This window comes from Enterobacter sp. 186315 (genome assembly GCF_053290175.1).
In genome coordinates, this window is the sequence record NZ_JBPTTK010000003.1 from 238,841 (window position 1) to 264,158 (window position 25,318).

At 58.2% G+C, this 25,318-nt stretch carries 20 protein-coding genes and 1 pseudogene; 10 read left to right on the forward strand and 11 right to left on the reverse strand.

The window, feature by feature from the left end:
* The first annotated feature begins 181 nt into the window (after window positions 1–181).
* Window positions 182–1,162, forward strand: a complete 981-nt coding sequence (locus ACSVHP_RS05255) for a GlxA family transcriptional regulator (protein WP_447551190.1) — start codon at window positions 182–184, stop codon at window positions 1,160–1,162.
* Window positions 1,163–1,240: 78 nt separating this feature from the next.
* Window positions 1,241–2,251 (forward strand): type I glyceraldehyde-3-phosphate dehydrogenase, encoded by a 1,011-nt coding sequence (gene gap, locus ACSVHP_RS05260; RefSeq protein ID WP_447551191.1) that lies wholly within the window; start codon window positions 1,241–1,243, stop codon window positions 2,249–2,251.
* A 120-nt stretch (window positions 2,252–2,371) separates the two neighbouring features.
* Here gap and ACSVHP_RS05265 read toward each other — a convergent pair whose 3' ends face one another.
* Entirely contained in the window at window positions 2,372–3,559 is a 1,188-nt protein-coding gene (locus ACSVHP_RS05265) for an MFS transporter (protein WP_447551192.1), read from the reverse strand.
* A gap of 116 nt (window positions 3,560–3,675) precedes the next feature.
* Here ACSVHP_RS05265 and ACSVHP_RS05270 point away from each other — a divergent pair, with 116 nt between their 5' ends.
* Complete coding sequence (locus ACSVHP_RS05270) at window positions 3,676–4,632, forward strand: AraC family transcriptional regulator (RefSeq protein WP_447551193.1); 957 nt, start codon at window positions 3,676–3,678, stop codon at window positions 4,630–4,632.
* Between the two features lie 11 nt (window positions 4,633–4,643).
* Here the strand turns inward: ACSVHP_RS05270 and ACSVHP_RS05275 are convergent, their stop codons facing one another.
* Both ACSVHP_RS05275 and ACSVHP_RS05280 read right to left on the reverse strand, forming a co-directional pair.
* Window positions 4,644–6,026: a carbohydrate porin gene (locus ACSVHP_RS05275; protein ID WP_447551194.1), complete on the reverse strand. Its 1,383-nt coding sequence runs from the start codon at window positions 6,024–6,026 to the stop codon at window positions 4,644–4,646.
* A gap of 96 nt (window positions 6,027–6,122) precedes the next feature.
* Window positions 6,123–7,481, reverse strand: a complete 1,359-nt coding sequence (locus ACSVHP_RS05280; protein WP_447551195.1) for a glycoside-pentoside-hexuronide (GPH):cation symporter — start codon at window positions 7,479–7,481, stop codon at window positions 6,123–6,125.
* Window positions 7,482–7,840: 359 nt separating this feature from the next.
* On the opposite strand from ACSVHP_RS05280, the gene ACSVHP_RS05285 reads away from it, so the two are divergent.
* Complete coding sequence (locus tag ACSVHP_RS05285) at window positions 7,841–9,523, forward strand: alpha,alpha-trehalase (RefSeq protein WP_447551196.1); 1,683 nt, start codon at window positions 7,841–7,843, stop codon at window positions 9,521–9,523.
* A gap of 62 nt (window positions 9,524–9,585) precedes the next feature.
* Here the strand turns inward: ACSVHP_RS05285 and ACSVHP_RS05290 are convergent, their stop codons facing one another.
* A complete protein-coding gene (locus ACSVHP_RS05290; protein WP_447551197.1) occupies window positions 9,586–11,688 on the reverse strand; it encodes a TonB-dependent siderophore receptor in 2,103 nt (700 codons plus the stop codon).
* A gap of 160 nt (window positions 11,689–11,848) precedes the next feature.
* Here ACSVHP_RS05290 and ycgR point away from each other — a divergent pair, with 160 nt between their 5' ends.
* Complete coding sequence (ycgR, locus tag ACSVHP_RS05295; protein WP_447551198.1) at window positions 11,849–12,580, forward strand: flagellar brake protein YcgR; 732 nt, start codon at window positions 11,849–11,851, stop codon at window positions 12,578–12,580.
* Between the two features lie 36 nt (window positions 12,581–12,616).
* Here ycgR and emtA read toward each other — a convergent pair whose 3' ends face one another.
* Complete coding sequence (emtA, locus tag ACSVHP_RS05300; protein ID WP_234674550.1) at window positions 12,617–13,228, reverse strand: membrane-bound lytic murein transglycosylase EmtA; 612 nt, start codon at window positions 13,226–13,228, stop codon at window positions 12,617–12,619.
* A gap of 107 nt (window positions 13,229–13,335) precedes the next feature.
* Here emtA and ldcA point away from each other — a divergent pair, with 107 nt between their 5' ends.
* Both ldcA and ACSVHP_RS05310 read left to right on the forward strand, forming a co-directional pair.
* Complete coding sequence (gene ldcA, locus ACSVHP_RS05305; RefSeq protein ID WP_447551199.1) at window positions 13,336–14,250, forward strand: muramoyltetrapeptide carboxypeptidase; 915 nt, start codon at window positions 13,336–13,338, stop codon at window positions 14,248–14,250.
* 97 nt (window positions 14,251–14,347) lie between these two features.
* A pseudogene (locus ACSVHP_RS05310) lies at window positions 14,348–16,012 on the forward strand (potassium/proton antiporter); the annotation flags it as partial.
* A gap of 165 nt (window positions 16,013–16,177) precedes the next feature.
* Here ACSVHP_RS05310 and dadX read toward each other — a convergent pair.
* Window positions 16,178–17,248: a catabolic alanine racemase DadX gene (gene dadX / locus ACSVHP_RS05315; protein WP_447551200.1), complete on the reverse strand. Its 1,071-nt coding sequence runs from the start codon at window positions 17,246–17,248 to the stop codon at window positions 16,178–16,180.
* 9 nt (window positions 17,249–17,257) lie between these two features.
* Window positions 17,258–18,556, reverse strand: coding sequence for a D-amino acid dehydrogenase (locus tag ACSVHP_RS05320; protein ID WP_447551201.1), 1,299 nt, complete (start codon window positions 18,554–18,556; stop codon window positions 17,258–17,260).
* Window positions 18,557–18,877: 321 nt separating this feature from the next.
* Here ACSVHP_RS05320 and ACSVHP_RS05325 point away from each other — a divergent pair, with 321 nt between their 5' ends.
* Window positions 18,878–20,410, forward strand: coding sequence for a SpoVR family protein (locus ACSVHP_RS05325; protein ID WP_234674555.1), 1,533 nt, complete (start codon window positions 18,878–18,880; stop codon window positions 20,408–20,410).
* A 92-nt stretch (window positions 20,411–20,502) separates the two neighbouring features.
* Here the strand turns inward: ACSVHP_RS05325 and fadR are convergent, their stop codons facing one another.
* Complete coding sequence (gene fadR / locus ACSVHP_RS05330; RefSeq protein WP_234674556.1) at window positions 20,503–21,222, reverse strand: fatty acid metabolism transcriptional regulator FadR; 720 nt, start codon at window positions 21,220–21,222, stop codon at window positions 20,503–20,505.
* 200 nt (window positions 21,223–21,422) lie between these two features.
* Here fadR and nhaB point away from each other — a divergent pair, with 200 nt between their 5' ends.
* Together nhaB and dsbB are read left to right on the forward strand one after the other, a co-directional pair.
* Window positions 21,423–22,961 carry a Na(+)/H(+) antiporter NhaB gene (gene nhaB / locus ACSVHP_RS05335; protein WP_447551202.1) on the forward strand — a complete coding sequence of 513 codons (1,539 nt, stop codon included), beginning with the start codon at window positions 21,423–21,425 and terminating at the stop codon, window positions 22,959–22,961.
* Between the two features lie 143 nt (window positions 22,962–23,104).
* Complete coding sequence (gene dsbB, locus ACSVHP_RS05340) at window positions 23,105–23,635, forward strand: disulfide bond formation protein DsbB (protein ID WP_234674558.1); 531 nt, start codon at window positions 23,105–23,107, stop codon at window positions 23,633–23,635.
* A gap of 122 nt (window positions 23,636–23,757) precedes the next feature.
* Here dsbB and ACSVHP_RS05345 read toward each other — a convergent pair whose 3' ends face one another.
* The 3 genes from ACSVHP_RS05345 to ACSVHP_RS05355 form a co-directional block, all read right to left on the reverse strand.
* The gene (locus ACSVHP_RS05345; protein ID WP_447551203.1) at window positions 23,758–24,198 is read right to left on the reverse strand and encodes a YcgN family cysteine cluster protein; all 441 of its coding nucleotides are present in this window, start codon (window positions 24,196–24,198) and stop codon (window positions 23,758–23,760) included.
* Between the two features lie 93 nt (window positions 24,199–24,291).
* Window positions 24,292–24,951, reverse strand: coding sequence for a fumarylacetoacetate hydrolase family protein (locus tag ACSVHP_RS05350; protein WP_447551204.1), 660 nt, complete (start codon window positions 24,949–24,951; stop codon window positions 24,292–24,294).
* A 47-nt stretch (window positions 24,952–24,998) separates the two neighbouring features.
* Window positions 24,999–25,274: a YcgL domain-containing protein gene (locus ACSVHP_RS05355; RefSeq protein WP_234674562.1), complete on the reverse strand. Its 276-nt coding sequence runs from the start codon at window positions 25,272–25,274 to the stop codon at window positions 24,999–25,001.
* Window positions 25,275–25,318 lie beyond the last annotated feature (44 nt).

The following is a 25,318-nucleotide window of genomic DNA, read 5'->3' on the forward strand; positions in this document are numbered from 1 at the left end:
TCCTTCAGACGCCGTTTCGCCAGAGAGACAATGCCCTGACATTCTGCGAAAACGCCTGAAATAACAACGAAGTTAAATTGCTATCCTTTGCCGGAAAATGCGGGCAACCACGTGCCGCTGCGCGGGGTAGCCCCTTCTCCTGCCGCTTGACTTATTTTGCGATAAAGGTACTTTTCAGGACATGAAAAAGATCCTGATTATCGTTCCCGACGGCGGCATGCTGTTCGAAGCCGCCGGTATCGCCGACATTCTGATGCAGGCCAACCGGCTGCACCCGGAAGGCCCGCAGCATCCCTGCTACCGCATTATTATCGCCACCACCCAGCCGCATCAGGTGATCCACGGTCAGTCTGGCTTAAACCTGCTGGCGGACTACCGCCTGCCGGAGCTTGATCCCCGCGAGCCGCTGGACACCATCATCATTACCGGGCGCGGGATGCACGAACAGGAGAGCACCGCCGTGGTGGACTGGCTGCATCTTGCCGCGCCCCATGCCCGGCGCGTGGCCTCAATTTGCGGCGGCGCGATGCTGCTGGCGCAGAGCGGCCTGCTTAACGGCCGCCGGGCAACGACCCACTGGCGGCTGCTGGACACGATGCAGGCCGCCTACCCGGAAATTACCGTCGAGGGCGGGCCGCTTTATATTCAGGATGGCCCAATCTGGACCTCGGGCGGCGTCAGCTCAGGGTTTGACCTGACCCTTGCGCTGGTTGAGGATGATTACGGTTTCAGCCTTGCCCGCGACGTGGCGCAGGACATGGTGATGTACCTGCGTCGCCCCGGCGGTCAGCTTCAGTTCAGCCGCTACAATTTGCACCCGTCGGGCGCGTCGGCGCCGATTAACGAACTCCAGACCTGGATCCTGCAAAACCTCACCGCCGACCTGTGCGTGGAGAATCTGGCGCAAAGAGTCGCCATGAGTCCGCGCAACTTCACCCGCGTCTTTACCCGCGAAACCGGCGCTTCTCCGGCTAAGTACGTCACCGAGGCGCGCCTTGCCGCCGCGCGTCAGCTTCTTGAGCAGACCGCCGAACCGCTGGATCGTATCGCCGAAAAGAGCGGCTTTGGCAGCAGCATCAACCTGCGCCGGGTATTTGAAAAACAGCTTCATCTCACCCCCGGGGAATACCGCCAGCGCTTCCACTGCCGCAAGATGGCGTAATGTGATCCTTTTTTGTCGTTTACGCCATTTCGGGCAGCGCCTACAGTCACTCCAGAGACATCAAATAAGGAGTGCATCATGGTTAAGGTCGGTATTAACGGTTTCGGCAGAATCGGACGTAATTTCCTGCGCGCTGCGCTGGGCAACCCGGATATTCAGATTGCGGCAATTAACGATCTGACGGACAGCAAAACCCTCGCCCACTTGCTGAAATATGACTCTCTGCTCGGCACGCTGGGAGCCTCCGTTGAGGCGGCGGACGGGGCGTTACAGGTCGACGGGCAGCGGATCGCCGTCTTTAGCGAACGCGATCCGGCGAACATTCCGTGGCGCGACGTGGGCGTTGAGGTGGTGATTGAGGCGACCGGCTTCTTCACCGAACGCAGCAAGGCGGAGGTGCATATCACCCACGGCGGCGCGAAGCGCGTGATTATTTCCGCGCCGGGCAAGGACGATGACCTGACGATTGTGATGGGCGTAAACCACGAGAATTACGATCCGGCGCGGCATTACGTGGTCAGCAACGGGAGCTGCACGACCAACGGGCTGGCCCCTGCCGCGCAGGTGCTGCATCAGGCCTTTGGTATTGAGCACGGGCTGATGAACACCACCCACGCCTACACCAACAGCCAGGCCCTGCACGACCAGCCGGAGAAAGATCTGCGCGGCGCGCGCGCGGCGGCGCTGTCGATTGTGCCTTATTCCAGCGGTGCGGCGAAGGCGCTGGGCAAAGTGATCCCCGAGCTGGACGGGCGTCTGACGGGGTATTCCCTGCGCGTCCCGGTTCCGGTGGTGTCGGTTGTGGATTTGACGGTCACGCTCGGTCGCGACGTAACGGTAGAAGAGGTTAACGATGCGTTCCGCCAGGCGGCTGCCAGCGGGCCGCTGAAGGGAATTTTGGGATACAGCGACGAGCCGCTGGTCTCCAGCGATTACCGGGGCGATCCGCGCTCGTCCATCATCGACGGGCTGTCCACGCTGGTGATTGGCGGCAGGATGGTTAAGATCCTCGCCTGGTACGACAACGAGTGGGGCTTCTCGAATCGTCTGGTGGATCTGGCGGTGCTGATGGAGAAAAAAGGGTTGTAGCGCCCGGTGTTAAAACTGCCCGGTGGCGCTTGCGCTTACCGGGCCTACAAAACCTGATGCAGAAAAAGGGTGTGGTGCCCTTTGTAAAAAGCCCGGTGGCGCTTACCGGGCCTACGTTCGTTACGCTGTTTTAACTTTTACGCCCATCAGCACAATCACCATCGCGCTAACCAGCAACAGCCCGCTTCCGGCGAACACTCCGCTCGCGCCGTTGAGATCGAACACCGCCCCGCCGCCCGCCGCGCCCGCGCTGATTGCCAGCTGAATGGAGGCCACCAGCAGGCCCCCTGCGCTTTCGGCTTCATCCGGTACGGTGGTGGCAAGCCAGGTTGACCAGCCCACCGGCACCAGACCAAACGCAAAGCCCCACAGCGCCACCAGCAGCCCGTCGAGCATCGCCAGATGGCCAAAGGCGACCATCGTCAGGGCCAGCAGCCCCATGGCAAACGGCACCAGCGCCAGGGTCAGACGCAGGTTGCGCGCCAGCAGATGCCCGGCAATCGACGTCCCGACAAAGTTCGCTACGCCAAAGCCGAGCAGGATCAGAGAGATGCTCTCCACGCTCGCCTGCCCCACCGTTTCAAGGAACGGGCGCAGGTAGGTGAAGAAGGCGAAGTGGCCGCTGAAGATCAAAATCGTCGCCAGCATGCCGCCAATCATTCCCGGACGGCGCAGCACGCGGAACAGCGTCCCGAGGCTGCCGCTGCTTTCCGGCTTCATGGAGGGCAGAACCCACAGCTGCCACAGCAGCGCCGCCAGGCTCGGCAGAATGCAGAGGATAAACACGTTGCGCCAGCCGATCAGGCTGCCGAGATAGCTGCCGAGCGGCGCGGCGACCACCGTCGCAATGGACACGCTGGAGAAGATCACCGCCAGCGCCTTCGGCACTTTATCCGCTGGCACCAGGCGCATCGCCGTGGCGGTGGACATCGCCCAGAAGCCGCCGATGGCGACGCCGAGCAGCAGACGCCCCAGCAGCAGGACGTGCAGCGTCGGCGCAAAGGCCACCAGCAGGCTGGAGATGATTTGCAGCACCGAGAAAAACATCAGCACCCAGCGTCTGTCGATACTTTTGGTGGCAGAGGTAATCAGCAACCCGGTGACCAGCGCCACCAGCGCCGTGGCGGTCACCGCCTGCCCGGCCATCCCCTCACTGACGCCGAGGCTCGCCGCCATCGGCGTCAGCAGGCTGGCGGGCAGAAATTCCGCCGTGATCAGACCAAACACGCCCAGCCCCAGTGAATAGACGGCCCGCCAGGCGGGTTTTGCGGGGGCTATGGCCTCGCTCGCCGCGACACATGAATTCATCTGTTGTTCTCCCGTTATAAAATTGTGACAACTGTCGCAAAAGCATAGAGAGTTCCCGGTGGACGATCTATGACATATAATCTTGGATTATTGATTATTCGTCCGGAAGTGATGAGATGAGCAGCCAGTCCCCCGATTTAATCAGCGAGCTTCTGCACGGAATGCGCCTTTCCGGGGTGAAATACCGCCGCATCGAGGCCAGCTCGCCCTTTGGCGTGGCGTTTCATCAGGCGCCCGGCAAAGCGCAGTTTCACTTTGTCAGCCACGGCACGGCCCTGCTGCGCATGGAGAGCGGCGCGACCTTCCCCCTAAGCGGCGGCGACGCGCTGTTTATTCCCAACGGCAATGCCCATGCCCTGCTCTCGGACGAACAGGCGGATATCACCCCGGTGAGCGCCTTCCCGAGCGAGCCGATTTGCAGCTCGGTGTGCGCTATCAGCTGCGAGCCGTGCCCGGACAGCGAAAACACAATCATATTCAGTGGATGTATGGACTTCGAGCTTGGCGGGATGCAGCCGCTGATCAAGGCGATGCCGGAAGTGATGATGGTGAGCCGTCTGATGACCACCTGGCCGGAGATCCACCCGCTGCTCGCGGCGATGGAGCGCGAATCCATGACCCGTCAGGCGGGTTTCGCCGGGATCCTCGCGCGGCTTGCGGACGTGGTCGCCGCGCTGATCGTGCGCGGATGGGTGGAAGGCGGATGCGGGAAAGCGACCGGATGGGTGCAGGTGCTGCGCGACCCGCGCCTGAGCCGGGCGATTTACGCCATGCACCAGCAGCCCGGCGTGAACTGGAACGTGGCGGACCTGGCAAAAGAGGCCGGCACGTCACGCTCGGTCTTCGCCGAGCGTTTTCTCTCGGCGACGGGCACCACCCCGGCGAAATATCTCACTGAGCTGCGCATGCGCCTGGCGGTGCAGTACATTCGCCATGAACATCAGCCGCTCGAAACGGTGGCGCTGCGCCTGGGATATGGCTCCCTTGCCGCATTTAGCCGGGCGTTTAAGCGGATTGTCGGCCACGCGCCGGGGGCATTACGGGAGAAGGGCCAGACCCCGGAAGAGGTCTGACCCGTTACACATCAGAAGTAATACTTAAACCGCAGGCGGCCGCCGTAGCGGGAGTCGTTATTGCCCTCGCCGCTGTTTGGATGCCCTTCTATCCACGAGGCGTAGGCCCCCAGATAAATATTGAAGTTCTTCATCTTCATGACGTCAGGAATGAGATACGAGGCGTGCAGCGTGTGGATATCGTATTTGCCCGGATCGCTTATCCAGCAGTCGCTGTCACAGTCGGCGTTGAAGCTGGCGGTATTAAACTTCTCGATCTCGTTGTGCGCGTAGATATAGCCGAGTTCGACGTTACGCCACAGGCCGTTGATGCCCGAGGTGAAGTCGTTTTCATCCGTGGCGTCCATATAGGCGGTATTGAAGTTCACCACCACGCCGTCATCCGGATCGGCCTTCTGTCCGTTCCAGGTCATGGTCAGGCCGTAGCCGGTACGGCTGGATTCGTCGATCCATTTGCCGGATGAATCACGGTAGCCGTAGGCGTTGTTGACCAGGTTGCTCTCCATCGCGACGGCGGTCGAAAACGCGCCGCTCTGCCAGGACACCACCGGGCGTACGTAGGCGACGTTTTTCTGATTATCGAGATCCGCGCCGTGGTACTGCTGGTCAACAAACAGCGTGCTGCCGTCCTCCAGCAGGGTGTTCACCTCGAAATACCAGTTATCGAGGGTTTTACTGACCAGGAAGTTGCCGCCGCTGTTGCTGCGCCCGCGCCCCTCTTTCATCATGTAGATATAGCCGTATCCGTCGCTGTAGAGATCGTTAGCCGTGTTACCGGAATATTCAACGAAGGTATCCTGATTCAGCGGGAACATGTCGTAGGCTTCGAAGCGCCCGACCTTCACCTTCCAGTCGTTTTCCGTGCCGAAGAAGAACACCGCGTCATCGAGGTTCATCTTGCCGGTCAAATCCGCGAGCGGCTGAACGGAGAAGCCCGCAAAGTTGCCGTTATCCATTCGACGATAGCCGTCAAAGCCCAGCAGCAGGCGACCGTTGATATCCCAGCGCTCGTCGCTGCCCGGCGCCCAGTCCTTATTCGCTGACGTTTTAACGGAGGTCAGGCTGCCGGTGCTGCTCGCCGCATCCATATTAAATTCCACGTCGCCGTAAAATTTAATATCGCCATAGCCTGAAAGCGTCAGTTTTGGCGCGTTGTCGGCGGCCACCGGCTGCGCCGATTCAACGGCGATTGCGGGGGCTTTTTGCGCGGTGACGGTTTGCTGCTGTTGCAGCACTTTAATTTGCGCTTCCGCCTGTGCCGCGCGGTTTTCTGCATTTTCGAGCCGCGCCTCCAGGTTTGCCAGCTTTTGTTCAAGGGTCAGGGGTGTGTTTGCTGCGAAGGCGCCTGGCATACATAAAGCACTCATGGCCAGAGCAATAGGTTTAACTCTCATGGATTCCATCCTCGTGATTTATTTTTTTTCACTTCTACGTGCAGAGCGAATAGCCGGTAATACTGCGTCATTACCGGCCGGGTACATCATTCGTTATTATTCTTTGGCGAACTCACCTTTATTCAGATCGCTCACCACGCCGTTCATCACGTTTTCGGTCAGGCTATAAAATTTAATAGAGATCGCGGTGAGTAAATAAAAGAGGGAGGGAATAAGGGTGAACAGTAATATTACCCCCTGTACCGCGCTTTCAGACTGAACCTGGCTGTTGGATTCATAATTAAACCACGCCAGCACCCAGCCTAATATCGCACCGCCGACGGCGACCCCTAATTTAATAATGAATATATTGGCCGCGACGTTCATGCCGGTAATACGACGCTGGGTTTTCCACTCGCCGTAGTTATTGGCATCGGTAATCATCGACCACTGCAACGCGCCGTTGCCCCCCTGCACAATCTGGATCAGCACGTGGGCGATCAGCGGCACAATCCAGAACTCCAGCGGCAGCCAGAAGCAGGCCACGCCGAGCGCCGCGTTGAGCAGGTTGATCCAGAACGAGAGCTTCACCTTGCAGAACCGGGTGCCGAACGGCTGCGCCAGTACCGAGCCAAACATCGAGGCCAGCATCCCGCCGAGCATGAAAATAGAGATGACGTCCGCCCCTTTTTGCAGCACCGTGTTGACGTAATACACCACCGCCCCGCCGCGGATCACCACCGCCACCAGCATCATAAAGTTATAGACCGACAATATGCGCCACTGGTCGTTACGAAACAGGATCTTCACGTCGCGGGCGATGTTGAGATTCTCTTCTTTGATGGGCTGAACGCGCTCTTTGGTCGTGAGGAAGCAGACCAGGAACATCAGGCAGCCAATCACGCCAAATATGGCCATCGCCACCTGAATACCGGTCGCGCGATCGCCAGGGTAGAGGTAATCCGCCAGCGGCAGGATCAAGGCCGTACCGAGCGCGCCGCCGACGGGGGTGATGGCAAAACGCCAGGATTGCAGGGAGAGATTTTCGCGCGGGTCGGAGGTCAGCGCCGCGCCCAGCGAGCAGTAGGGAATGTTAATCGCGGTGTACATCAGGGTCATGAAAATATAGGCCCCGACGGCGTAGTAGATTTTCCCGGTTTCGGTGAAGTCGGGAATGGAATAGACCAGCACGCAACTGACCGCAAAGGGAACGCATATCGCCAGCAGCCACGGGCGGAATCGCCCCCAGCGGGTGGAGGTGGCGTCCGCAATAGCGCCCATCACCGGATCGGTTATCGCATCTAATAAACGCACCAGAAGAAACATGGTTCCCATTATTGCGGGAGGTAAACCGTAAATATCCGTGTAGTAATAGGCAAGAATGGCGACAGAGGAGTCAAATACAATATGGCTTGCCGCATCCCCCAGGCTATAGCCTATTTTTTCTTTTACTGGAATTTTTACTGCAACCGACATAGATATCCCTCTTGTTTTTTATGAAACCGGTTTCTGTTGTCGGCAATCATTTCGCCTGAGCGGGGCGGGTTAATCCATTATGTTTTTTCACTAAAAGCTTATGTTTTTTGTTTTATGTGATCCTGATATTTAAATAGGCGTATTTCCTGAAAAAAGGTGTGAGGTGGATATTTGTATTTTTGCCATTTATTCCTCCAGTCAATATTTTAAGCGTTAATTACATTTACCATCGCAACGGTAAATTGTCTGGTTCTGTGAAAATTGGGATATTCACCACGCGAATTTTTCAATATTCGTCTAAGGTTTTCAGGTGGTTGATGAGAGCGGGCACGCTGCTCAGCGAATAAAGGAGAGAACCGATGATAAGACCTCATATGCGCCACCCTACACTTTTGCAGCTCGCGCTTGGCGGCGCGCTGCTGGGCGTTACCGCCTTCGCGGCGGCTAACGAGCCGGCAACCGGCCAGCCGACGTCCCCGGATATTCTGCTCGGCCCTCTGTTTAACGACGTGCAGAGCGCCAAACTTTTCCCGGATCAAAAAACCTTTGCCGACGCGGTGCCGAAAAGCGATCCGCTGATGATCCTTGCCGATTACCGTATGCAGCACACCCAGTCCGGCTTTGACCTGCGCCACTTCGTAGAGATGAACTTTACCCTGCCGACGGAAGGCGAAAAGTATGTTCCCCCGGCGGGACAAAGCTTACGCGAGCACATTGACGGCCTGTGGCCGGTGCTGACGCGCGCCACGGATAAAGCCGGTAAATGGGATTCTTTGCTGCCGCTGCCGAAACCCTACGTGGTGCCCGGCGGACGTTTCCGCGAGGTCTATTACTGGGACAGCTACTTCACCATGCTCGGGCTGGCGGAGAGCGGTCACTGGGACAAAATCAGCGATATGGTGGATAACTTCGCCTATGAGATCGATACCTGGGGCCATATCCCGAACGGCAACCGCAGCTACTACCTGAGCCGCTCGCAGCCGCCGTTCTTCTCGCTGATGGTGGAACTGCTCGCCACGCACGACGGCGAGGCGCTGAAGAAATATCGCCCGCAGATGGAAAAAGAGTATGCCTACTGGATGGACGGCGTGGACGCGCTCCAGCCGGGACAGGGCAGCAAACGCGTTGTGAAACTGGACGATGGCGCGGTGCTGAACCGCTACTGGGACGACCGGGACACGCCGCGCCCGGAGTCCTGGCTGGATGACGTCACCACCGCGAAAAACAACCCTAACCGCCCGGCGACGGAGATCTATCGCGATCTGCGCTCCGCCGCGGCGTCCGGCTGGGACTTTAGCTCCCGCTGGATGGACGATCCGCAAAAGCTCGGCACGATCCGCACCACCAGCATTGTGCCGGTCGATCTGAACGCCCTGATGTTTAAGATGGAAAAACTGCTGGCACAGGCGAGCCAGGACGCGGGCGATGCCGCCAGCGCGAGCAAATATGAGGCGCTGGCGACCGCGCGTCAGAAGGCGATTGAGAGCCACCTGTGGAACGACAAAGAGGGCTGGTACGCAGATTACGATTTGAAAACCAAAAAGGTGCGCAATCAGCTGACCGCCGCCGCCCTCTTCCCGCTGTACGTGAAGGCGGCCTCGCAGGAGAGAGCGGATAAAGTGGCGGCGGCGACCTCGTCGCGGCTGTTAAAACCGGGCGGGATTTCTACCACCACTATCAACAGCGGCCAGCAGTGGGATGCCCCGAACGGCTGGGCGCCGCTGCAATGGGTGGCGACGGAAGGGTTGCAGAACTACGGTCAGGACAAGGTGGCGATGGATGTGACCTGGCGCTTCCTGAAAAACGTTCAGCACACCTACGATCGCGAGCAGAAGCTGGTGGAGAAGTATGATGTGTCGAGCACCGGAACCGGCGGTGGCGGCGGCGAGTACCCGTTGCAGGACGGCTTTGGCTGGAGCAACGGGGTGACGCTGAAGATGCTGGATCTGGTGTGTCCGAAGGAGAAACCGTGCGATAGCGTGCCGGAGAATCCGCCTGCGGCGAATGATGCGGTAGCACCGCAGAAGAGCGCGGCGCAGTAGCGGGGTTGAGCCGGGTGGCGGCGATGCCTTACCCGGCCTACAAAACCTTAACCTAAAACACGTCAGAAACTATAGCTCGCCCCCAGCTGCCAGGTGCGGTCGCGCCCGATCCAGCAGTTGGTGGCGTCGTAGCAGGTTAAGGTTTCTTTGTTGGTGACATTTTGCGCGCTGGCCTTAACCGTCAGCCCCGCAAGCGATGGCGAAATCTCCTCCATGCGATACGACGCCGCGAGATCGTACTGGGTGGTGCCGCCGAGCTTGCCCGCGTCGTTGGTCGGCGCAATCTCCATCGGCCCGGTGTAGCGCAGGCCAGCGCCGATATTCAATCCCCGCAGCGGCGTGTTATCAAAGGTGTAATCCCCCCACAGGTTCGCGGCGTTTTCCGGAACCTGGGTCGGGCGTTTGCCTTTGTATTTGTCATCTTCGGTATTGATCGCGTGGGTATAGGCGTAGTTCGCGATAATTGTCAGGTTATCGGTTGGACGACTCACCATCGACAGCTCGGCGCCTTTGGACTCCACTTCCCCGGTCTGGCGATAGTTCAGGAAGCCCGGATCGGAGGTGACCACGTTTTTCTGGCGAATATTGAACACCGAGGCGGTAAAGGTCGTCGCGTAGTCCGCCAGCAGGTATTTCACCCCGCCCTCAACCTGCTTGCTGGTCGTCGGTTTAACGTCCTTCGCCGTCAGCGTGCCCTGCGGAGAAACCGGCGCGAAGCCTTCGGAGTAGCTGATAAACGGCGAAATACCGTTGTCGAAGGCGTAGAGCGCCCCCAGGCGTTTCGTTACTCTGTCCTGCGATACCCAGGCCTTATCGCCGTTTTGCAGGTAATCGGTGGTCACCGAGCGGTAGTCGTCATAGCGCAGGCTGCCCAGCAGGTTCAGCCCGCCAAACTCCACCTGATCCTGAAGGTAGTAGCCGTTTTGCTGATAGCTCAGGCGGTTTTTCTGCGCCGTGTAGAGCCCAAGCGCGCTCTCGCTGACCTGCGAGTAGTCAGGATCGCGCATATCGATCCCCGGCGTGGCGGAGGCGTAACGATAGTGGAAGTGGGAGTTCATCTTCTGGTAGTCGAAGCCCGCCAGCAGATGGTGTGTCCATTCACCCAACGCATAGGTTTTGGTGATCTGGTTATCAATGTTAAAACTCTGGAGATCTTCATCCGTGGTATAGGCGAAGCGGTTGAGTTCGTAAACCTCTGCCCCCGTCCCCGTTGAGTAAACGCTGCGCTGGTGGGTATCGACGTCAAAATAGCGCGCCTTCTGGTTGAAGCCCCAGCCGCTGTCGAACTCGTGTTCGAAGCTGTAGCCCAGCATCCACTGGCGCTGCTTAAAGCCGCTCCACTCGTCCCCGGCGTAGTCGCGGCGGTCGGCGTATTTCGAGCGCAGATAGGACAGCGGAAGCGGGTTAGACGGCGACAGGCTCGGCGTGTTCTGCGCCAGCGCGTCAATAGTCAGACGGGTTTTGTTGTCCGGCTGCCAGGTGACCGACGGGGCGACAAGATAGTTTTCATAGCGCGTGGTGTGCGGCTGGTCGTCGTTCTCCGTCGCCTTGCCCAGCAGACGGTAGTTCCAGTCGCTGTCGGCAATTTGCCCGGTAGAGTCGAGATAGCCCTCTTTCAGATTGCGGTTGCCGGTGGTGAACCCCAGCTCGGTTTTCGCCGCTTTTTGCGGTTTTTTACTCTGAATATTGACCAGCCCGCCCGGCGATCCGCCGCCGTAGAGCACGGACGATGGCCCTTTAAGAATATCCACGCTCTCGATCAGCAGCGGATCGATACGCGCCTTGGTGTTGCCGGTGACGTTATAGGGCAGCTGAAGCCCGTTATAAAACTCCTGATCGACCGTGAAGCCGCGGATTTTGTATTCGCTCATGTAGGACGTGTTGCCGCGCACCTCCGTCGACACGCCCGGCGCATAGCGCAGTATTTCATTTACCGAGCTGGCGTGGCGCTGTTCGATCTCCTGCGCCGATACCGTATTGATCGTCTGCGGGGTTTTACTCTCCGCCACGGCTGATTTGGTGGCGCTGTTGGTCCAGACCGGCAGCTCGCTGCCCTGCTCGGCCCCGGTGACCAGTATCGTCGTTTCTTCGGCAAAGGCCTGTGCCTGTAAGGCCAGCGTCACGGCTCCTGCCAACGCGCATAACGCAAAACGTGAGGAATTCATGGTCTCTTCTTATTATTACTTGATATTGGGAACGCCAATTATTCTCATTTCCATTAGCAAATCAATACGGGCGCGAAAAATTCACCGGTTTGTATTAAGTTTCATTTCAGGCTGCCGATAACTCCATGACAGTCTGTCACATATCGAGGAGCCATCTGGCGTGAGTAATTACAGTGAGCAGTTCCTGAAACAAAATCCGCTGGCTGTATTAGGGGTATTACGCGATCTGCAAAAAGGCGGGGTGCCGCTGCGCGTTAGCTGGGCCTCCAGCCAGTTTATCAGCAAAATCCTCGATGCCTCGCCGGAGCGCCTGGTGATCGACCTGGGCAGCCAGGCGTCTGAAAACCGCGCCGCCCTCCGGGGCGAAAATATTTCGGTGCTGGCGGAAACGCACGGGGCGAAGGTGGAGTTTATGCTGCCGCGGCTGGAACAGGGTGAATACCAGGGGCTGCCCGCGTTTATCACCGCGCTGCCGACCAACCTCTGGTTTGTGCAGCGCCGGGAGTATTTCCGTATCAGCGCCCCGCTGCACCCGGCCTATTTCTGCAAGGCCAAAATGCCGGATAAAAAAGAGTTTCGCTTTCGCCTGTTCGATCTCTCGCTCGGCGGCATGGGCGCGCTGATGGACGCGGCTAAGCCCGACGGACTGGTCGAAGGGATGCGTTTTTCGCAGATAGAACTGGATATGGGCGGCTGGGGACGTTTCTTTTTTGATGCCCAGCTGATTGCCATCAGCGAGCGTAAAGTGGTCGACGGTAAAAACGAAACGAAAACGACCCCGCGGCTGAGCTTTCGCTTTTTGAATGTTGGCCCCGCCGCCGAGCGCGAACTACAGCGCATTATTTTCTCACTGGAACGCGAAGCGCGCGAGCGCGCGAATAAAGTACTGTGATGGCGTCGGGCAGCGTGACCGCCGCCCGACAAGGCATTACATGGCGTCCATCGCTTTCTGTACTTTCCAGATATAGCGTGGCGCCTGCGGTGCCGGATGGTTTTTCACAACGTGGTCAAAGAACTCGTCTTTATCCATGCCGTTAATCTCTTCAATCGCCTCTTTGCGATCCGAGGAGAAGGTTCGCAGCAGCGCGCCCGCGCCGTTTACGTAAGAGACCACCAGCGCGTACTGCATCACCTCTGGATCCTCAATTCCCTTCAGGATGCCGTGCTCAAGAATGCTCAGATAGGCGGTGCCCATGGAGATGTTACGCTCCGGGTTTTTCAGCTCGCTGGTGGACGGCTGCCCGCTCCAGCCCATATAGCGATATACCTCTTTCCCGGCCGTTGACGCCTTAAGCTGCATCAGCCCCACCGCGTTGGATTTACTGACCAGCGTCGGGTTACCGCCCGATTCCACCGCAATGATCGCCGTCACCAGACGCGGGCTGACGCCCCAGGCCTTACCGGCTTGTTCGCTGATTGGCATCCACTGCATCGCCCGCTTCACGGGCACTTCAGGGTTCCACGGCGGATTTTGATAGTCATGTTTTGAACTACAGCCAGCAAGCAACACAATCAAAAAAGCAAACCATCTCAGTTTCACGTCATCTATCCTTATAGCCTTCGTCGCGGTGACTCTGCCCCTTGAAGCGAGGCACGTACAGGCGGCATCATATAGGCATTTAGTTTCTCATTCAGCAAGGAATTGCCATGTCTCAGTTTCATCTCGTCGCGCCGTCAGGCTACTGCATTAATCAGGACGCCGCCGCGCGGGGCATCCAGCGCTTACTGGAATCCGGCCACCGGGTAGAAAATCAGACGATTGTACCCCGCCGCCAGCAGCGCTTTGCCGGAACGGAGGCGCAAAGGCTGAGCGATATCAACGGCCTGGTGAACCTTAGCGGGGAGAACACCATCGTGCTGGCGGTGCGCGGCGGCTACGGCGCAAGCCGCCTGCTGGAGAGCATCGACTGGGCGGGGCTGGCGAAGCGTCAGCAGCAGGATCCGCTGCTCATCTGCGGGCACAGCGATTTCACGGTCATCCAGCTGGGCCTGCTCGCCCTGCACAACGTCATCACCTTTAGCGGGCCAATGCTGGCGGGCAACTTTGGCGCGCCGGAGCTGAACGCGTTTACCGAAGACCATTTCTGGCGCGCGCTGCAAAATCCAACCTTCAGCATTGAATGGCAGGGCAACGGCCCGGAGTGGACGTGTGAGGGGCAGATCTGGGGCGGAAACCTGGCGATGCTGGCGTCGCTGATTGGCACGCCGTGGCTGCCGCAGATTGAAGACGGGATCCTGGTGCTGGAGGACATCAACGAGCATCCGTTCCGCGTCGAGCGTATGCTGCTCCAGCTTTATCACGCGGGAATTCTCGGCCGTCAGTCGGCCATCGTGCTGGGCAGTTTCAGCGGTTCTGCGCCTAACGATTACGATGCGGGTTATAATCTGGAGACCATGATCGACTTTATCCGCTCACGGCTGGATATTCCGGTGATTAGCGGGCTGGATTTTGGTCACGAACAGCGCACCGTTACCCTGCCGCTGGGCGCGCATGGGACATTAAATCATCATAATTCAGGCACAACGCTAACAATTAGCGGTCATCCGGTCATAAAGGCATAAATAAGCGTTAAATCTCCTTATTAAAACGCTGTTTCCGTCGATAATATGTTAGGGTTTTTAATAATAGATTCAGCTATAAGGTGGGAGTAAGACAACATTGGATGCCACAGCGATAATCAGTCTCTTCATTCTGGGTTCCGTCCTTGTAACCTGTAGTATTTTATTAAGTTCATTTTCATCGCGTCTTGGCATACCCATTCTCGTGATTTTCCTCGCCATCGGCATGTTAGCCGGCGTCGACGGCATCGGCGGTATCCCGTTCGATAACTACCCTTACGCCTACATGATCAGCAACCTCGCGCTGGCGGTAATTTTGCTCGACGGCGGGATGCGCACCCAGGCCAGCTCCTTCCGCGTGGCCCTGGGCCCGGCGCTGTCGCTGGCGACCGTCGGCGTGCTGATCACCTCCGGGTTAACGGGGATGATGGCGGCGTGGCTGTTCAACCTGAATATTATGGAAGGGCTGCTGATCGGCGCGATTGTCGGTTCAACGGATGCTGCGGCGGTGTTTTCCCTGCTGGGCGGTAAAGGGCTGAACGAGCGCGTGGGCTCGACGCTGGAAATTGAATCCGGCAGTAACGACCCGATGGCGGTGTTCCTTACCATCACCCTGATTGAGATGATCCAGCAGCACGAAAGCGGCCTCAGCTGGATCTTCGCCTGGCATATCATCCAGCAGTTCGGCCTCGGGATTATTATCGGCCTGGGCGGTGGCTATCTGCTCCAGCAGATGATCAACCGCATCTCCCTGCCTGCGGGTCTGTACCCGCTGCTAGCCCTGAGCGGGGGGATATTGATCTTCGCCGTGACCACGGCGCTGGACGGCAGCGGCATTCTGGCGGTCTACCTGTGCGGTTTCCTGCTTGGCAATCGGCCTATTCGCAACCGTCACGCCATCTTGCAGAACTTTGACGGGCTGGCGTGGCTGGCGCAAATCGGCATGTTCCTGGTGCTGGGCCTGCTGGTGACGCCGTCCGACCTGCTGCCGATTGCCGTTCCGGCGCTGATCCTCTCGGCGTGGATGATTTTCTTTGCCCGTCCGCTGTCGGTGTTTGCCGGACTGCTGCCGTTTCGCGGGTTTAACCTGCGCGAGCGCGTGTTTATCAGCTGGGTGGGCCTGCGCGGTGCGGTGCCGATTATCCTCGCCGTCTTCCCGATGATGGCCGGGCTGGACAACGCCCGCCTGTTCTTCAACGTGGCCTTCTTCGTGGTGCTGGTGTCGCTGCTGTTCCAGGGCACGTCGCTCGGCTGGGCGGCGAAGAAAGCGAAAGTGGTGGTGCCGCCGGTCGGGTGGCCGGTCTCCCGCGTGGGGCTGGATATTCACCCTGAAAATCCGTGGGAGCAATTTGTCTACCAGCTCTCCGCCGACAAATGGTGCGTGGGCGCTTCCCTGCGCGATCTGCATATGCCTTCAGAAACGCGTATCGCCGCCCTGTTCCGCGATAACGTGCTGCTGCACCCAACCGGCAGCACCCGTCTTCGCGAAGGGGATATTCTGTGCGTGATTGGACGCGAGCGCGACCTGCCCGCGCTCGGCAAGCTCTTTAGCCAGTCGCCGCCGGTGGCGCTGGACCAGCGCTTCTTCGGTGATTTTATTCTGGAAGCCAACGCCAAGTTTGCCGACGTGGCGCTGATTTACGGCCTGGACGAGGGGCTGGAGTATCGCGACAAACAGCAGACGCTCGGCGAAATTATCCAGCAGCTGCTGGGCGCCGCGCCGGTCGTCGGTGACCAGGTGGAGTTTGCCGGGATGATCTGGACGGTGGCCGAGAAAGAGGATAACGCGGTGCGTAAGGTCGGCGTCAGGCCGATGGAAGAGGAACCGGAGTAGCTGTTTTTTGCCGGGTGGCGCTAACGCTTACCCGGCCTACAAGGCCATCGATCGTAGGCCGGGTAAGGCGAAGCCGCCACCCGGCACACAAACACGTTACACCGTCACAACCGGCACCCTCGGTGCCAGCGCGCACATCAGTTCATACCCCACCGTTCCCGCCGCAGAGGCCACGTCGTCAATTTTGACTTCGTTACCCCACAGCTCTACCGGCGAACCGATCCCGGCCTGCGGGCAAGGGGTTAAATCAATCGCCAGCATGTCCATCGACACCGTGCCTACCGTGCCGGTACGCACGCCATCGACCCACACCGGGGTGCCGCTCGGGGCGATGCGCGGATATCCATCGGCATAACCGCCCGCCACAATCCCGATACGCTGCTCGCCGCTGGCGCGGTAGCGGCTGCCGTAACCCACCGTGTTCCCCGCCTTCAGGGTCTGCACGCCGATGATTTCACTGCGCAGGGTCATCACCGGCTTCAGGCCGCTGTTGGCGATGTCCTGCCACTGGCCGGACGGGGACGCGCCGTACAAAATAATCCCCGGACGTACCCAGTCAAAGTGTGCTTCCGGGTGCCACAGGGTCGCCGCAGAGTTGGACAGCGAGCGCGGGCAGTTAAGCCCCTCCGCCGCCTGCTCTACCCGCCGCATGGCATCGTCAATGCCGTCGGGCTTTTCCGCATCCGCGAAGTGCGCCATCAGCGTCATTTCACCGACGTTTTTCAGGGCACGAAGCTGCTGCCAGACCGTGTGAACGCGCTCGGGCTGAAAGCCCAGGCGGTTCATCCCGCTGTTGACCTTAAGATAAATATCGAGCGGCGCATGGAGCTTCGCGTCCTGCAACGCCTTAATCTGCCAGTTACTGTGAATGCTGGTGGTCAGACGGTACTTATCCAGCAGCGGCAGATCGTCCGCGTGGAAGAAGCCTTCAAGCAGCAGTATCGGCCCTTTCCAGCCGCGCTCGCGCAGCAAAATGGCCTCTTCCAGGTTGAGTAACGCGAAGCCGTCGGTGGCACCCAGCGCGCTCCAGATCCGGTCGATACCGTGACCGTAGGCGTTGGCTTTGACCACCGACCACACGCGTGCGCCAGGTGCTGCCCGGCGGACAATCTGGAGGTTATCCTTCAGCGCCTGCAAATCCAGCTGAGCCTGAACAGGACGGGACATGACGACTCCTTATTGATGCGCACCGTGCAGATGCTGTGGGCGCGATGGGATAAACCCCGATTGATACCGCGCGGCGCTTAAATCGTCAAACGGAATGGCCGGCGTGCGCCCGGAAAGCAGATCGCTCAGCAGCTGCCCGGAGCCGCAGGCCATCGTCCAGCCCAGCGTCCCGTGCCCGGTGTTGGTCCACAGGTTTTTGTACGGCGTGCGGCCAACAATCGGCGTGCCGTCCGGGGTCATCGGACGCAGGCCGGTCCAGAAGGTTGCCTGTTCCACAAACCCGCCGCGCGGGAAGAGATCGCCTACCACCATCTCCAGCGTTTCGCGACGCGGTTGCAGCAGCTCGGTGTTGAAGCCCACGATCTCCGCCATCCCGCCCACGCGAATGCGGTTATCGAAGCGGGTGATGGCGATTTTGTAGGTTTCATCCAGAATCGTGGAGACCGGCGCGCCGGTCTCTTCTTTAACCGGAATGGTGAGCGAGTAGCCCTTCAGCGGGTAAACCGGAATATCGAGAATGCCCTTCAGCATGGCGGTGGAGTACGAGCCAAAGGCCATCACGTAGGCGTCGGCTTTAATCACCTCTTCGCCGCACTTCACGCCGTAGATTTTGTCCCCTTCCGACAGCAGCTTGTCGACGGAGGTGTTAAAGCGGAATGTGACCCCCGCCTGCTCGCACATCTGCGCCAGACGCTGGGTAAAGAGCTGGCAGTCGCCGGTTTCATCATTCGGCAGGCGCAGGCCGCCCGTCAGCTTGTGTGCCACTTCCGCCAGCGCCGGTTCCACCTGCGCCAGCTGGCTGGCTTCCAGCAGCTGGTACGGCACCCCGGCATCTTCCAGCACCGCGATATCGCGGGTGGCGTTTTCATACTGCTGCGCGGTGCGGAACAGTTGCAGCGTCCCGCCCTGACGGCCTTCGTACTCAATACCGGTCGAGGCGCGCAGCGCCTTCAGGCAGTCGCGGCTGTATTCGGCCAGGCGCACCATGCGGCCCTTATTTTCCATGTAGTGGCGGGTGTCGCAGTTGCGCAGCATCTGCCACATCCACTTGAGCTGGAACTGAGAGCCGTCGAGGCTGATGGCCAGCGGCGCGTGGCGCTGGAACATCCACTTGATTGCCTTGAGCGGAACGCCCGGTGCCGCCCACGGCGCGGCGTAGCCCGGGGAGATCTGCCCGGCGTTCGCCGCGCTGGTTTCCAGTGCCGGGCCAGGCTCCCGGTCGATAACGGTAACCTCATGTCCCGCCTGACTTAAATACCAGGCGCTGGTCACGCCAACGACACCACTTCCCAGTATCACAACACGCATAGCAACTCCATTATGTGCAAAAGAACAATCTTCTAATTACAGATTGATAACCTAGTTGAAAATATTATTCAACATACGACTTTTTTATGGTGACTTATCTCACATCTTCCCCTGCTGGCGGGGATGGGGCGTATTTGGGATCTCCTGCTGCGCGTCATTTTTAGCCAGTAGAAAATCCTGCGAGACCGCCCTTTTCACCCGCATCAAAAACGGGAAATCGCAAAGAAATAATTTCTGAGCCAGCGCCCTTTTGAATGGGGTGTTCTATGCTTGAAAAGAGGCTCTCCAGACAGAGAGAGCACCCACAACGAGGGCGCGCTAATGGCTACTATTGATTCCATATCTAAGGACAGCACACGTCTCAGCGATGGACCCGACTGGACCTTCGAACTGCTGGATGTCTACCTGGCGGAAATAGACCGGGTGGCAAAACTGTATCGCCTCGATACCTATCCTCACCAGATTGAAGTCATTACCTCCGAACAGATGATGGATGCTTACTCCAGCGTCGGGATGCCCATTAACTATCCCCACTGGTCGTTCGGGAAAAAATTCATCGAAACAGAGCGGCTTTACAAGCACGGGCAACAGGGGCTGGCGTACGAAATCGTCATTAACTCTAACCCGTGTATCGCCTATCTGATGGAAGAGAACACCATTACCATGCAGGCGCTGGTGATGGCGCACGCCTGCTACGGGCATAACTCGTTTTTCAAGAATAACTATCTGTTCCGCAGCTGGACGGACGCCAGCTCAATCGTCGATTACCTGATCTTCGCCCGCAAATACATCACCGACTGCGAAGAGCGCTACGGCGTGGATGAGGTGGAGAAGCTGCTCGACTCCTGCCACGCGCTGATGAACTACGGCGTTGACCGCTATAAACGTCCGCAGAAGATCTCGTTGCAGGAGGAGAAAGCCCGGCAGAAAAGCCGCGAGGAGTATCTGCAAAGCCAGGTGAATATGCTGTGGCGCACCCTGCCGAAGCGGGAAGAGGAGAAGACGGTCGCAGAGGCGCGCCGCTATCCGTCCGAGCCGCAGGAGAACCTGCTCTACTTTATGGAGAAGAACGCCCCGCTGCTGGAGCCGTGGCAGCGTGAGATCCTGCGCATCGTGCGCAAGGTGAGCCAGTATTTCTATCCGCAGAAGCAGACCCAGGTGATGAACGAAGGCTGGGCGACCTTCTGGCACTACACCATCCTTAACCATCTGTATGACGAAGGGAAAGTCAGCGAGCGGTTTATGATGGAATTTCTGCACAGCCACACCAACGTGGTGTTCCAGCCCGCCTACAACAGCCCGTGGTACAGCGGTATCAACCCGTATGCGCTGGGCTTTGCCATGTTCCAGGACATTAAGCGTATCTGCCAGTCGCCGACTGAAGAGGACAAGTACTGGTTCCCGGATATCGCCGGATCCGACTGGCTGGAAACGCTGCACTTCGCGATGCGCGACTTTAAGGACGAAAGCTTCATCAGCCAGTTTATGTCGCCGAAAATCATGCGTGATTTCCGCTTCTTCACGGTGCTGGATGACGATCGCAATAACTTCCTGGAGATCTCCGCCATTCATAACGAAGAGGGCTACCGTGAGATCCGCTCGCGCCTCTCGTCCCAGTACAACCTGAGCAATCTGGAGCCGAATATTCAGGTCTGGAACGTGGATCTGCGCGGCGATCGTTCCCTGACCCTGCGCTATATTCCGCAGAACCGCGCGCCGCTGGACAAGGGGCGTAAAGAGGTGCTGAAGCACGTGCATCGTCTGTGGGGCTTTGACGTGCTGCTGGAGCAGCAAAATGAAGACGGCAGCGTGGAGCTGCTGGAACGCTGCCCGGCGCGATTGAATACGCTTTAGTGGGGCTTTGCCGGGTGGCGGCTACGCCTTACCCGGCCTACAGATTTGTGCGTTGGTCGAAAAAAAACCTCTCTGTCGAGAGGTTTTTTCTTTTAGCGCCCCTGGATCGCCAAGTCACCGGGCAGGGTTTTCTGCATACGGTGCCAGATCTCACCCGAGTCACGGCCGTAACGGCGCACGGTTTCATAGACCTGATCGTGCTGGCCGCTGGAGCACAGCTCGCTCAGGCGGTGATAGAACCCCAGCGCCAGGCTGCGGGCTTCAGGATTGGCAAAATAGTGACGACCAATGCGGGTATACAGCCCTTTCATCCCGTTGAGGATCAGGCCGTAAATCGGGTTGCCGGAGGCAAACGCCAGACCACGGAAGACGTTGTAGTCGAGGGTCGCGAACGCGTCTGCGTGATCTTCAACGGCCTTCGCGCTCGCCAGCACGTCCAGCGCATCCTGTGGATGCTGGCGGAACGCGGTGCGGATAAAGATGGTCGCGATGTTGGTACGCACGGAGAGCAGATTATCAATCAGCTGCGGCACGCTTTCGTGATCGAGGCGAGCGAGCGTTTCAAGAATGTTCAGCCCGGACGTTTCCCAGAAGTTATTCACTTTGGTCGGTTTACCGTGCTGGATCGTCAGCCAGCCGTCGCGCGCCAGACGCTGTAACACTTCGCGCAGCGTGGTGCGGGTGACGCCAATCAGTTCAGAGAGTTCGCGTTCAGCGGGAAGAATGGATCCAGGGGGGAAACGATTATTCCAGATGCTTTCAATGATGTACTCTTCCGCGAAACCCGCCGGGCTCTGCGCCTTAATGACCATAGTGAGATTTCCATTACACAGCTTTAGCAAATTGGACTCATCATACCAGAGGCACGGAAAGGCAGATAGCGCGGCGGAGCCAGAAAAAGGGATCGCCGTTTCATTTTTGTGAAATTTACAAACCGCCCTTCTTCCCGCGCCTGACACCATTTATGCGTATACTAGAACTTTGTTTAATTTGACGGGGAAGGATGTTCGTCGTGGAAATATCATTTGGGCGCGCACTGTGGCGCAACTTTTTAGGCCAATCACCAGACTGGTACAAACTCTCTCTGCTGGTCTTTCTGATCGTCAATCCCGTTATCTTTATCATCAGCCCGTTTACCGCCGGGTGGTTGCTGGTGGTGGAGTTTATCTTTACCCTGGCGATGGCGCTGAAATGCTACCCGCTGCTGCCGGGCGGCCTGCTGGCGATTGAGGCAGTCATCATCGGCATGACCAGCGCCGAACATGTGAAAGAAGAGCTGGCGTCGAATCTTGAAGTGCTTCTGCTGCTGATGTTTATGGTGGCGGGCATCTATTTCATGAAGCAGCTGCTGCTGTTTATCTTCACTCGCCTGCTGCTGAGCATTCCTTCAAAAGCGCTGCTGTCGCTGGCGTTCTGTATCGCGGCGGCGTTTCTTTCCGCTTTCCTGGACGCGCTGACGGTGGTCGCCGTGGTGATCAGCGTCGCCGTCGGCTTTTACGGGATTTATCATCGCGTGGCCTCTTCGCGCCAGAGCGACGATATGCACGACGACAGCAAGGTGGATAACGACCATCGCGACGTGCTGGAACAGTTCCGCGCCTTTCTGCGCAGCCTGATGATGCACGCGGGCGTGGGCACCGCGCTCGGCGGCGTGATGACGATGGTCGGCGAACCGCAAAACCTGATTATCGCCAAAGCCGCAGGCTGGCATTTCGGTGAGTTCTTCCTGCGCATGGCGCCGGTCAGCGTGCCGGTCTTCTTCTGCGGCTTGCTAACCTGCTACCTGCTTGAGCGCTTCGGCGTGTTCGGGTACGGCGCGAAGCTGCCCGAGCCGGTACGCCAGGAGCTGCACAAATTTGACCAGCAAAGCCGCAGCCAGCGCACCCGCCAGGACACGCTGCGCCTGGTGGCCCAGGGTATTATCGGCGTCTGGCTTATCGCGGCGCTCGCGTTTCACCTTGCGGAGGTCGGGCTAATCGGGCTTTCGGTGATTATTCTGGCAACCAGTTTTACCGGCATCACGGATGAACATGCTATCGGCAAAGCCTTTACCGAGGCGCTGCCGTTTACCGCCCTGCTGACGGTGTTTTTCGCCGTGGTCGCGGTGATTATCGATCAGCAGCTTTTCTCGCCGATTATTGCCTACGTGCTTCAGGCCGCGCCTGACGCCCAGCTAACGCTCTTCTATCTTTTCAACGGCCTGCTGTCGTCGATTTCGGACAACGTGTTTGTCGGCACGGTCTATATCAACGAAGCGAAAGCGGCGATGGAGCACGGGGCGATTAGCGCCGGGCAGTTCGAACTGCTGGCGGTCGCGATCAATACCGGCACCAACCTGCCGTCGGTGGCGACGCCGAACGGCCAGGCGGCATTTTTATTCCTGCTGACCTCCGCCCTCGCCCCACTCATACGACTTTCTTATGGAAGGATGGTGTGGATGGCGCTGCCTTACACGCTGGTCCTGACGCTTGTAGGATTGTTTTGCGTCAAAATTACTCTCATTCCGTATACGCAATGGTTAGTCCAGGCAGGTATAATCGCGGCGCAGTAAGTCAGTCATATCGGGCAGTTAGCTGCCCGTTTGCGTTTTCGCATGATAAACATCCGATTACGCTTTATTTCGCACGGCCCAGGTGGCGCAGAAATCGAATTGGTTTACACTGCGCTTTCTAAGCATGTTCCAGGGAAATGATTATGTTGAGATTTTTAAACCAGTGCTCTCGCGGTCGCGGAGCGTGGTTGTTAATGGCCCTGACCGCCTTTGCGCTGGAATTGGTCGCTCTGTGGTTCCAGCACGGTATGGGTCTGAAGCCTTGCGTGCTGTGTATATACGAGCGCTGCGCGCTGTTCGGCATTATGGGCGCGGGTCTGGTTGGGGCGATTGCGCCAAACACCCCGCTTCGCTATGCCGGTATCGCTATCTGGATCTACAGCGCCTGGAAAGGCCTTGAGTTGTCCTGGCAGCACACCATGATGCAGCTGCATCCGTCACCGTTTATGACCTGCGATTTTGCCGCCCGTTTCCCGAGCTGGCTGCCGCTGGATAAATGGCTGCCGCAGGTGTTCGTGGCCTCCGGCGACTGCTCCGTTCGCCAGTGGGAATTCCTGACCCTGGAGATGCCGCAGTGGCTGGTGGGGATTTTCGCCGCCTTCCTCGTGGTGGCTCTGCTGGTGCTGATTGCCCAGCCGTTCAAGCCTAAGAAACGCGATTTGTTCGGAAGGTAAAAGCAAAACGGCAACCTCGGTTGCCGTTTTTAGTTTTTGCCCCCTCTCCCGTGGGAGAGGGTTGGGGTGAGGGCATCAGGCCGCACAACAACAAAAAACCCGCCTCGGCGGGTTTTCTGTTTTCAGCGGTTGGGGTGATTCATGATGTGATCTTCCCAGTCCCGCACCTCGGACTCTTTCACCGCGATGTGACGCACCGAGATACGCTCGCCGTGCATCGCCGCTTTCGAGCCGGTCAGCAGCGGGTGCCAGTCAGGCAGCCCTTTGCCTTCGGCGAGCAGGCGGTAGGCGCAGGTATGCGGCAGCCATTCAAAGGTCGGCAGGTTGTCGCGGGTCAGCTTGATGCAGTCCGGCTCAAACTCGAAGCGACGTTCGTAGTTGCGGCACTGGCAGGTTTTGGTGTTCAGCTGTTTGCAGGCGACGTTGGTGAAATAGATCTCGTCGGAGTCTTCATCCATCAGCTTGTGCAGGCAGCACTGCCCGCAGCCGTCACATAACGACTCCCACTCCACGTCGGTCATTTCATCGAGCGTCTTGCGTTGCCAGAAAGGGGTTTCGTTCATCAGGATGTCCACACGTCAAAAGAAAGCGCACCTTATAACGAGTCTGGCACGTTGATGCAAGTTTTGCCGCCTTTCGCAGGCGGCAAGATGCTTTTACAGCACGCGGGTTTTCAGCGACTGGCCGTCAAAGCTGACCTCCAGCTCGTCACCGCTGGCAAGGGGGCCCACGCCTTCCGGGGTACCGGTCAGGATCACATCACCCGGCTTGAGGGTAAAGAAGCGGCTCATGTAGGCAATCAGCGGCAGGATCTTGTGGATCATGTCGGCGGTGCTGCCCTGCTGGCGGATTTCGCCGTTAACCTTCAGGGCTAATTGCGTGTCCTGCGGATTACCAGAAAACTCGGCGGCCGGAATAAAGCCGGAAATAGGACAGGAATTATCAAACGCCTTTGCCTTTTCCCACGGCTGCCCGGCTTTTTTCATTTTGCCCTGCACGTCGCGCAGCGTGAGATCCAGCGCAACGCCGTATCCGGCAATGGCTTTCTCAACGTGTTCTTCGGAGGCCTGGCGCAGCGTGCCGCCAATCAGCACCGCCAGCTCGACTTCATGATGCACTGAGCCTAAGCCCTGCGGCAGCGCGAGCGGCTGGCGAATGTCGCAAAGCGCGGTCTCGGGTTTAATAAACAGCACCGGCTCTTCCGGCGTGGCGCTGCCCATCTCCTGAATATGTTTTGCATAATTGCTGCCGACGCAGACAACTTTGCTGACGGGATAATCCAGTAACGCACCTTGCCAGTTATGATGTTGATACATTGACGTCCCCTAAACGGTTGATGTGTTGTTCCCGAGCGCACCCGGCGTTATTTTGTTCCGTGACCTTCCAGATGCTGTTTTAATAAATTCTCGGGCGGTGGCGGAAGCTGTAAATAATAGCCTTGTTCAGATAATCCTGATTTAACTTTCTCCAGATCCGCATTTGCTAGTTTTTTACGCCCGTCCAGCGGGAACAGCATTACCAGCTGTGGACGACCAAAGCCTGCCATTAATTCTTCCGGCACGCGGGAAAAATCGTCTTTCTTTTCGACATAAAGGTAGGTCTGGTCGCGGCGGGTACTTCTATAGATCACACAAAACATGTTTTTACTCTGAAATAATGGGTGGTGGCTTGCCTCAATATACT

Excerpts from the sequence above, each read along its gene's own strand:
- ACSVHP_RS05350 (WP_447551204.1), bottom strand. The coding sequence starts at position 24,951 with ATGTATCAACATCATAACTGGCAAGGTGCGTTACTGGATTATCCCGTC.
- ACSVHP_RS05275 (WP_447551194.1), bottom strand. The coding sequence starts at position 6,026 with ATGAGAGTTAAACCTATTGCTCTGGCCATGAGTGCTTTATGTATGCCA.
- ACSVHP_RS05270 (WP_447551193.1), top strand. The coding sequence starts at position 3,676 with ATGAGCAGCCAGTCCCCCGATTTAATCAGCGAGCTTCTGCACGGAATG.
- ACSVHP_RS05265 (WP_447551192.1), bottom strand. The coding sequence starts at position 3,559 with ATGAATTCATGTGTCGCGGCGAGCGAGGCCATAGCCCCCGCAAAACCC.
- dadX (WP_447551200.1), bottom strand. The coding sequence starts at position 17,248 with ATGTCCCGTCCTGTTCAGGCTCAGCTGGATTTGCAGGCGCTGAAGGAT.
- dsbB (WP_234674558.1), top strand. The coding sequence starts at position 23,105 with ATGTTGAGATTTTTAAACCAGTGCTCTCGCGGTCGCGGAGCGTGGTTG.
- ACSVHP_RS05290 (WP_447551197.1), bottom strand. The coding sequence starts at position 11,688 with ATGAATTCCTCACGTTTTGCGTTATGCGCGTTGGCAGGAGCCGTGACG.
- fadR (WP_234674556.1), bottom strand. The coding sequence starts at position 21,222 with ATGGTCATTAAGGCGCAGAGCCCGGCGGGTTTCGCGGAAGAGTACATC.
- ACSVHP_RS05280 (WP_447551195.1), bottom strand. The coding sequence starts at position 7,481 with ATGTCGGTTGCAGTAAAAATTCCAGTAAAAGAAAAAATAGGCTATAGC.
- ACSVHP_RS05355 (WP_234674562.1), bottom strand. The coding sequence starts at position 25,274 with ATGTTTTGTGTGATCTATAGAAGTACCCGCCGCGACCAGACCTACCTT.
- ACSVHP_RS05285 (WP_447551196.1), top strand. The coding sequence starts at position 7,841 with ATGATAAGACCTCATATGCGCCACCCTACACTTTTGCAGCTCGCGCTT.
- ACSVHP_RS05320 (WP_447551201.1), bottom strand. The coding sequence starts at position 18,556 with ATGCGTGTTGTGATACTGGGAAGTGGTGTCGTTGGCGTGACCAGCGCC.
- gap (WP_447551191.1), top strand. The coding sequence starts at position 1,241 with ATGGTTAAGGTCGGTATTAACGGTTTCGGCAGAATCGGACGTAATTTC.
- ldcA (WP_447551199.1), top strand. The coding sequence starts at position 13,336 with ATGTCTCAGTTTCATCTCGTCGCGCCGTCAGGCTACTGCATTAATCAG.
- ACSVHP_RS05345 (WP_447551203.1), bottom strand. The coding sequence starts at position 24,198 with ATGAACGAAACCCCTTTCTGGCAACGCAAGACGCTCGATGAAATGACC.
- ACSVHP_RS05325 (WP_234674555.1), top strand. The coding sequence starts at position 18,878 with ATGGCTACTATTGATTCCATATCTAAGGACAGCACACGTCTCAGCGAT.
- ACSVHP_RS05255 (WP_447551190.1), top strand. The coding sequence starts at position 182 with ATGAAAAAGATCCTGATTATCGTTCCCGACGGCGGCATGCTGTTCGAA.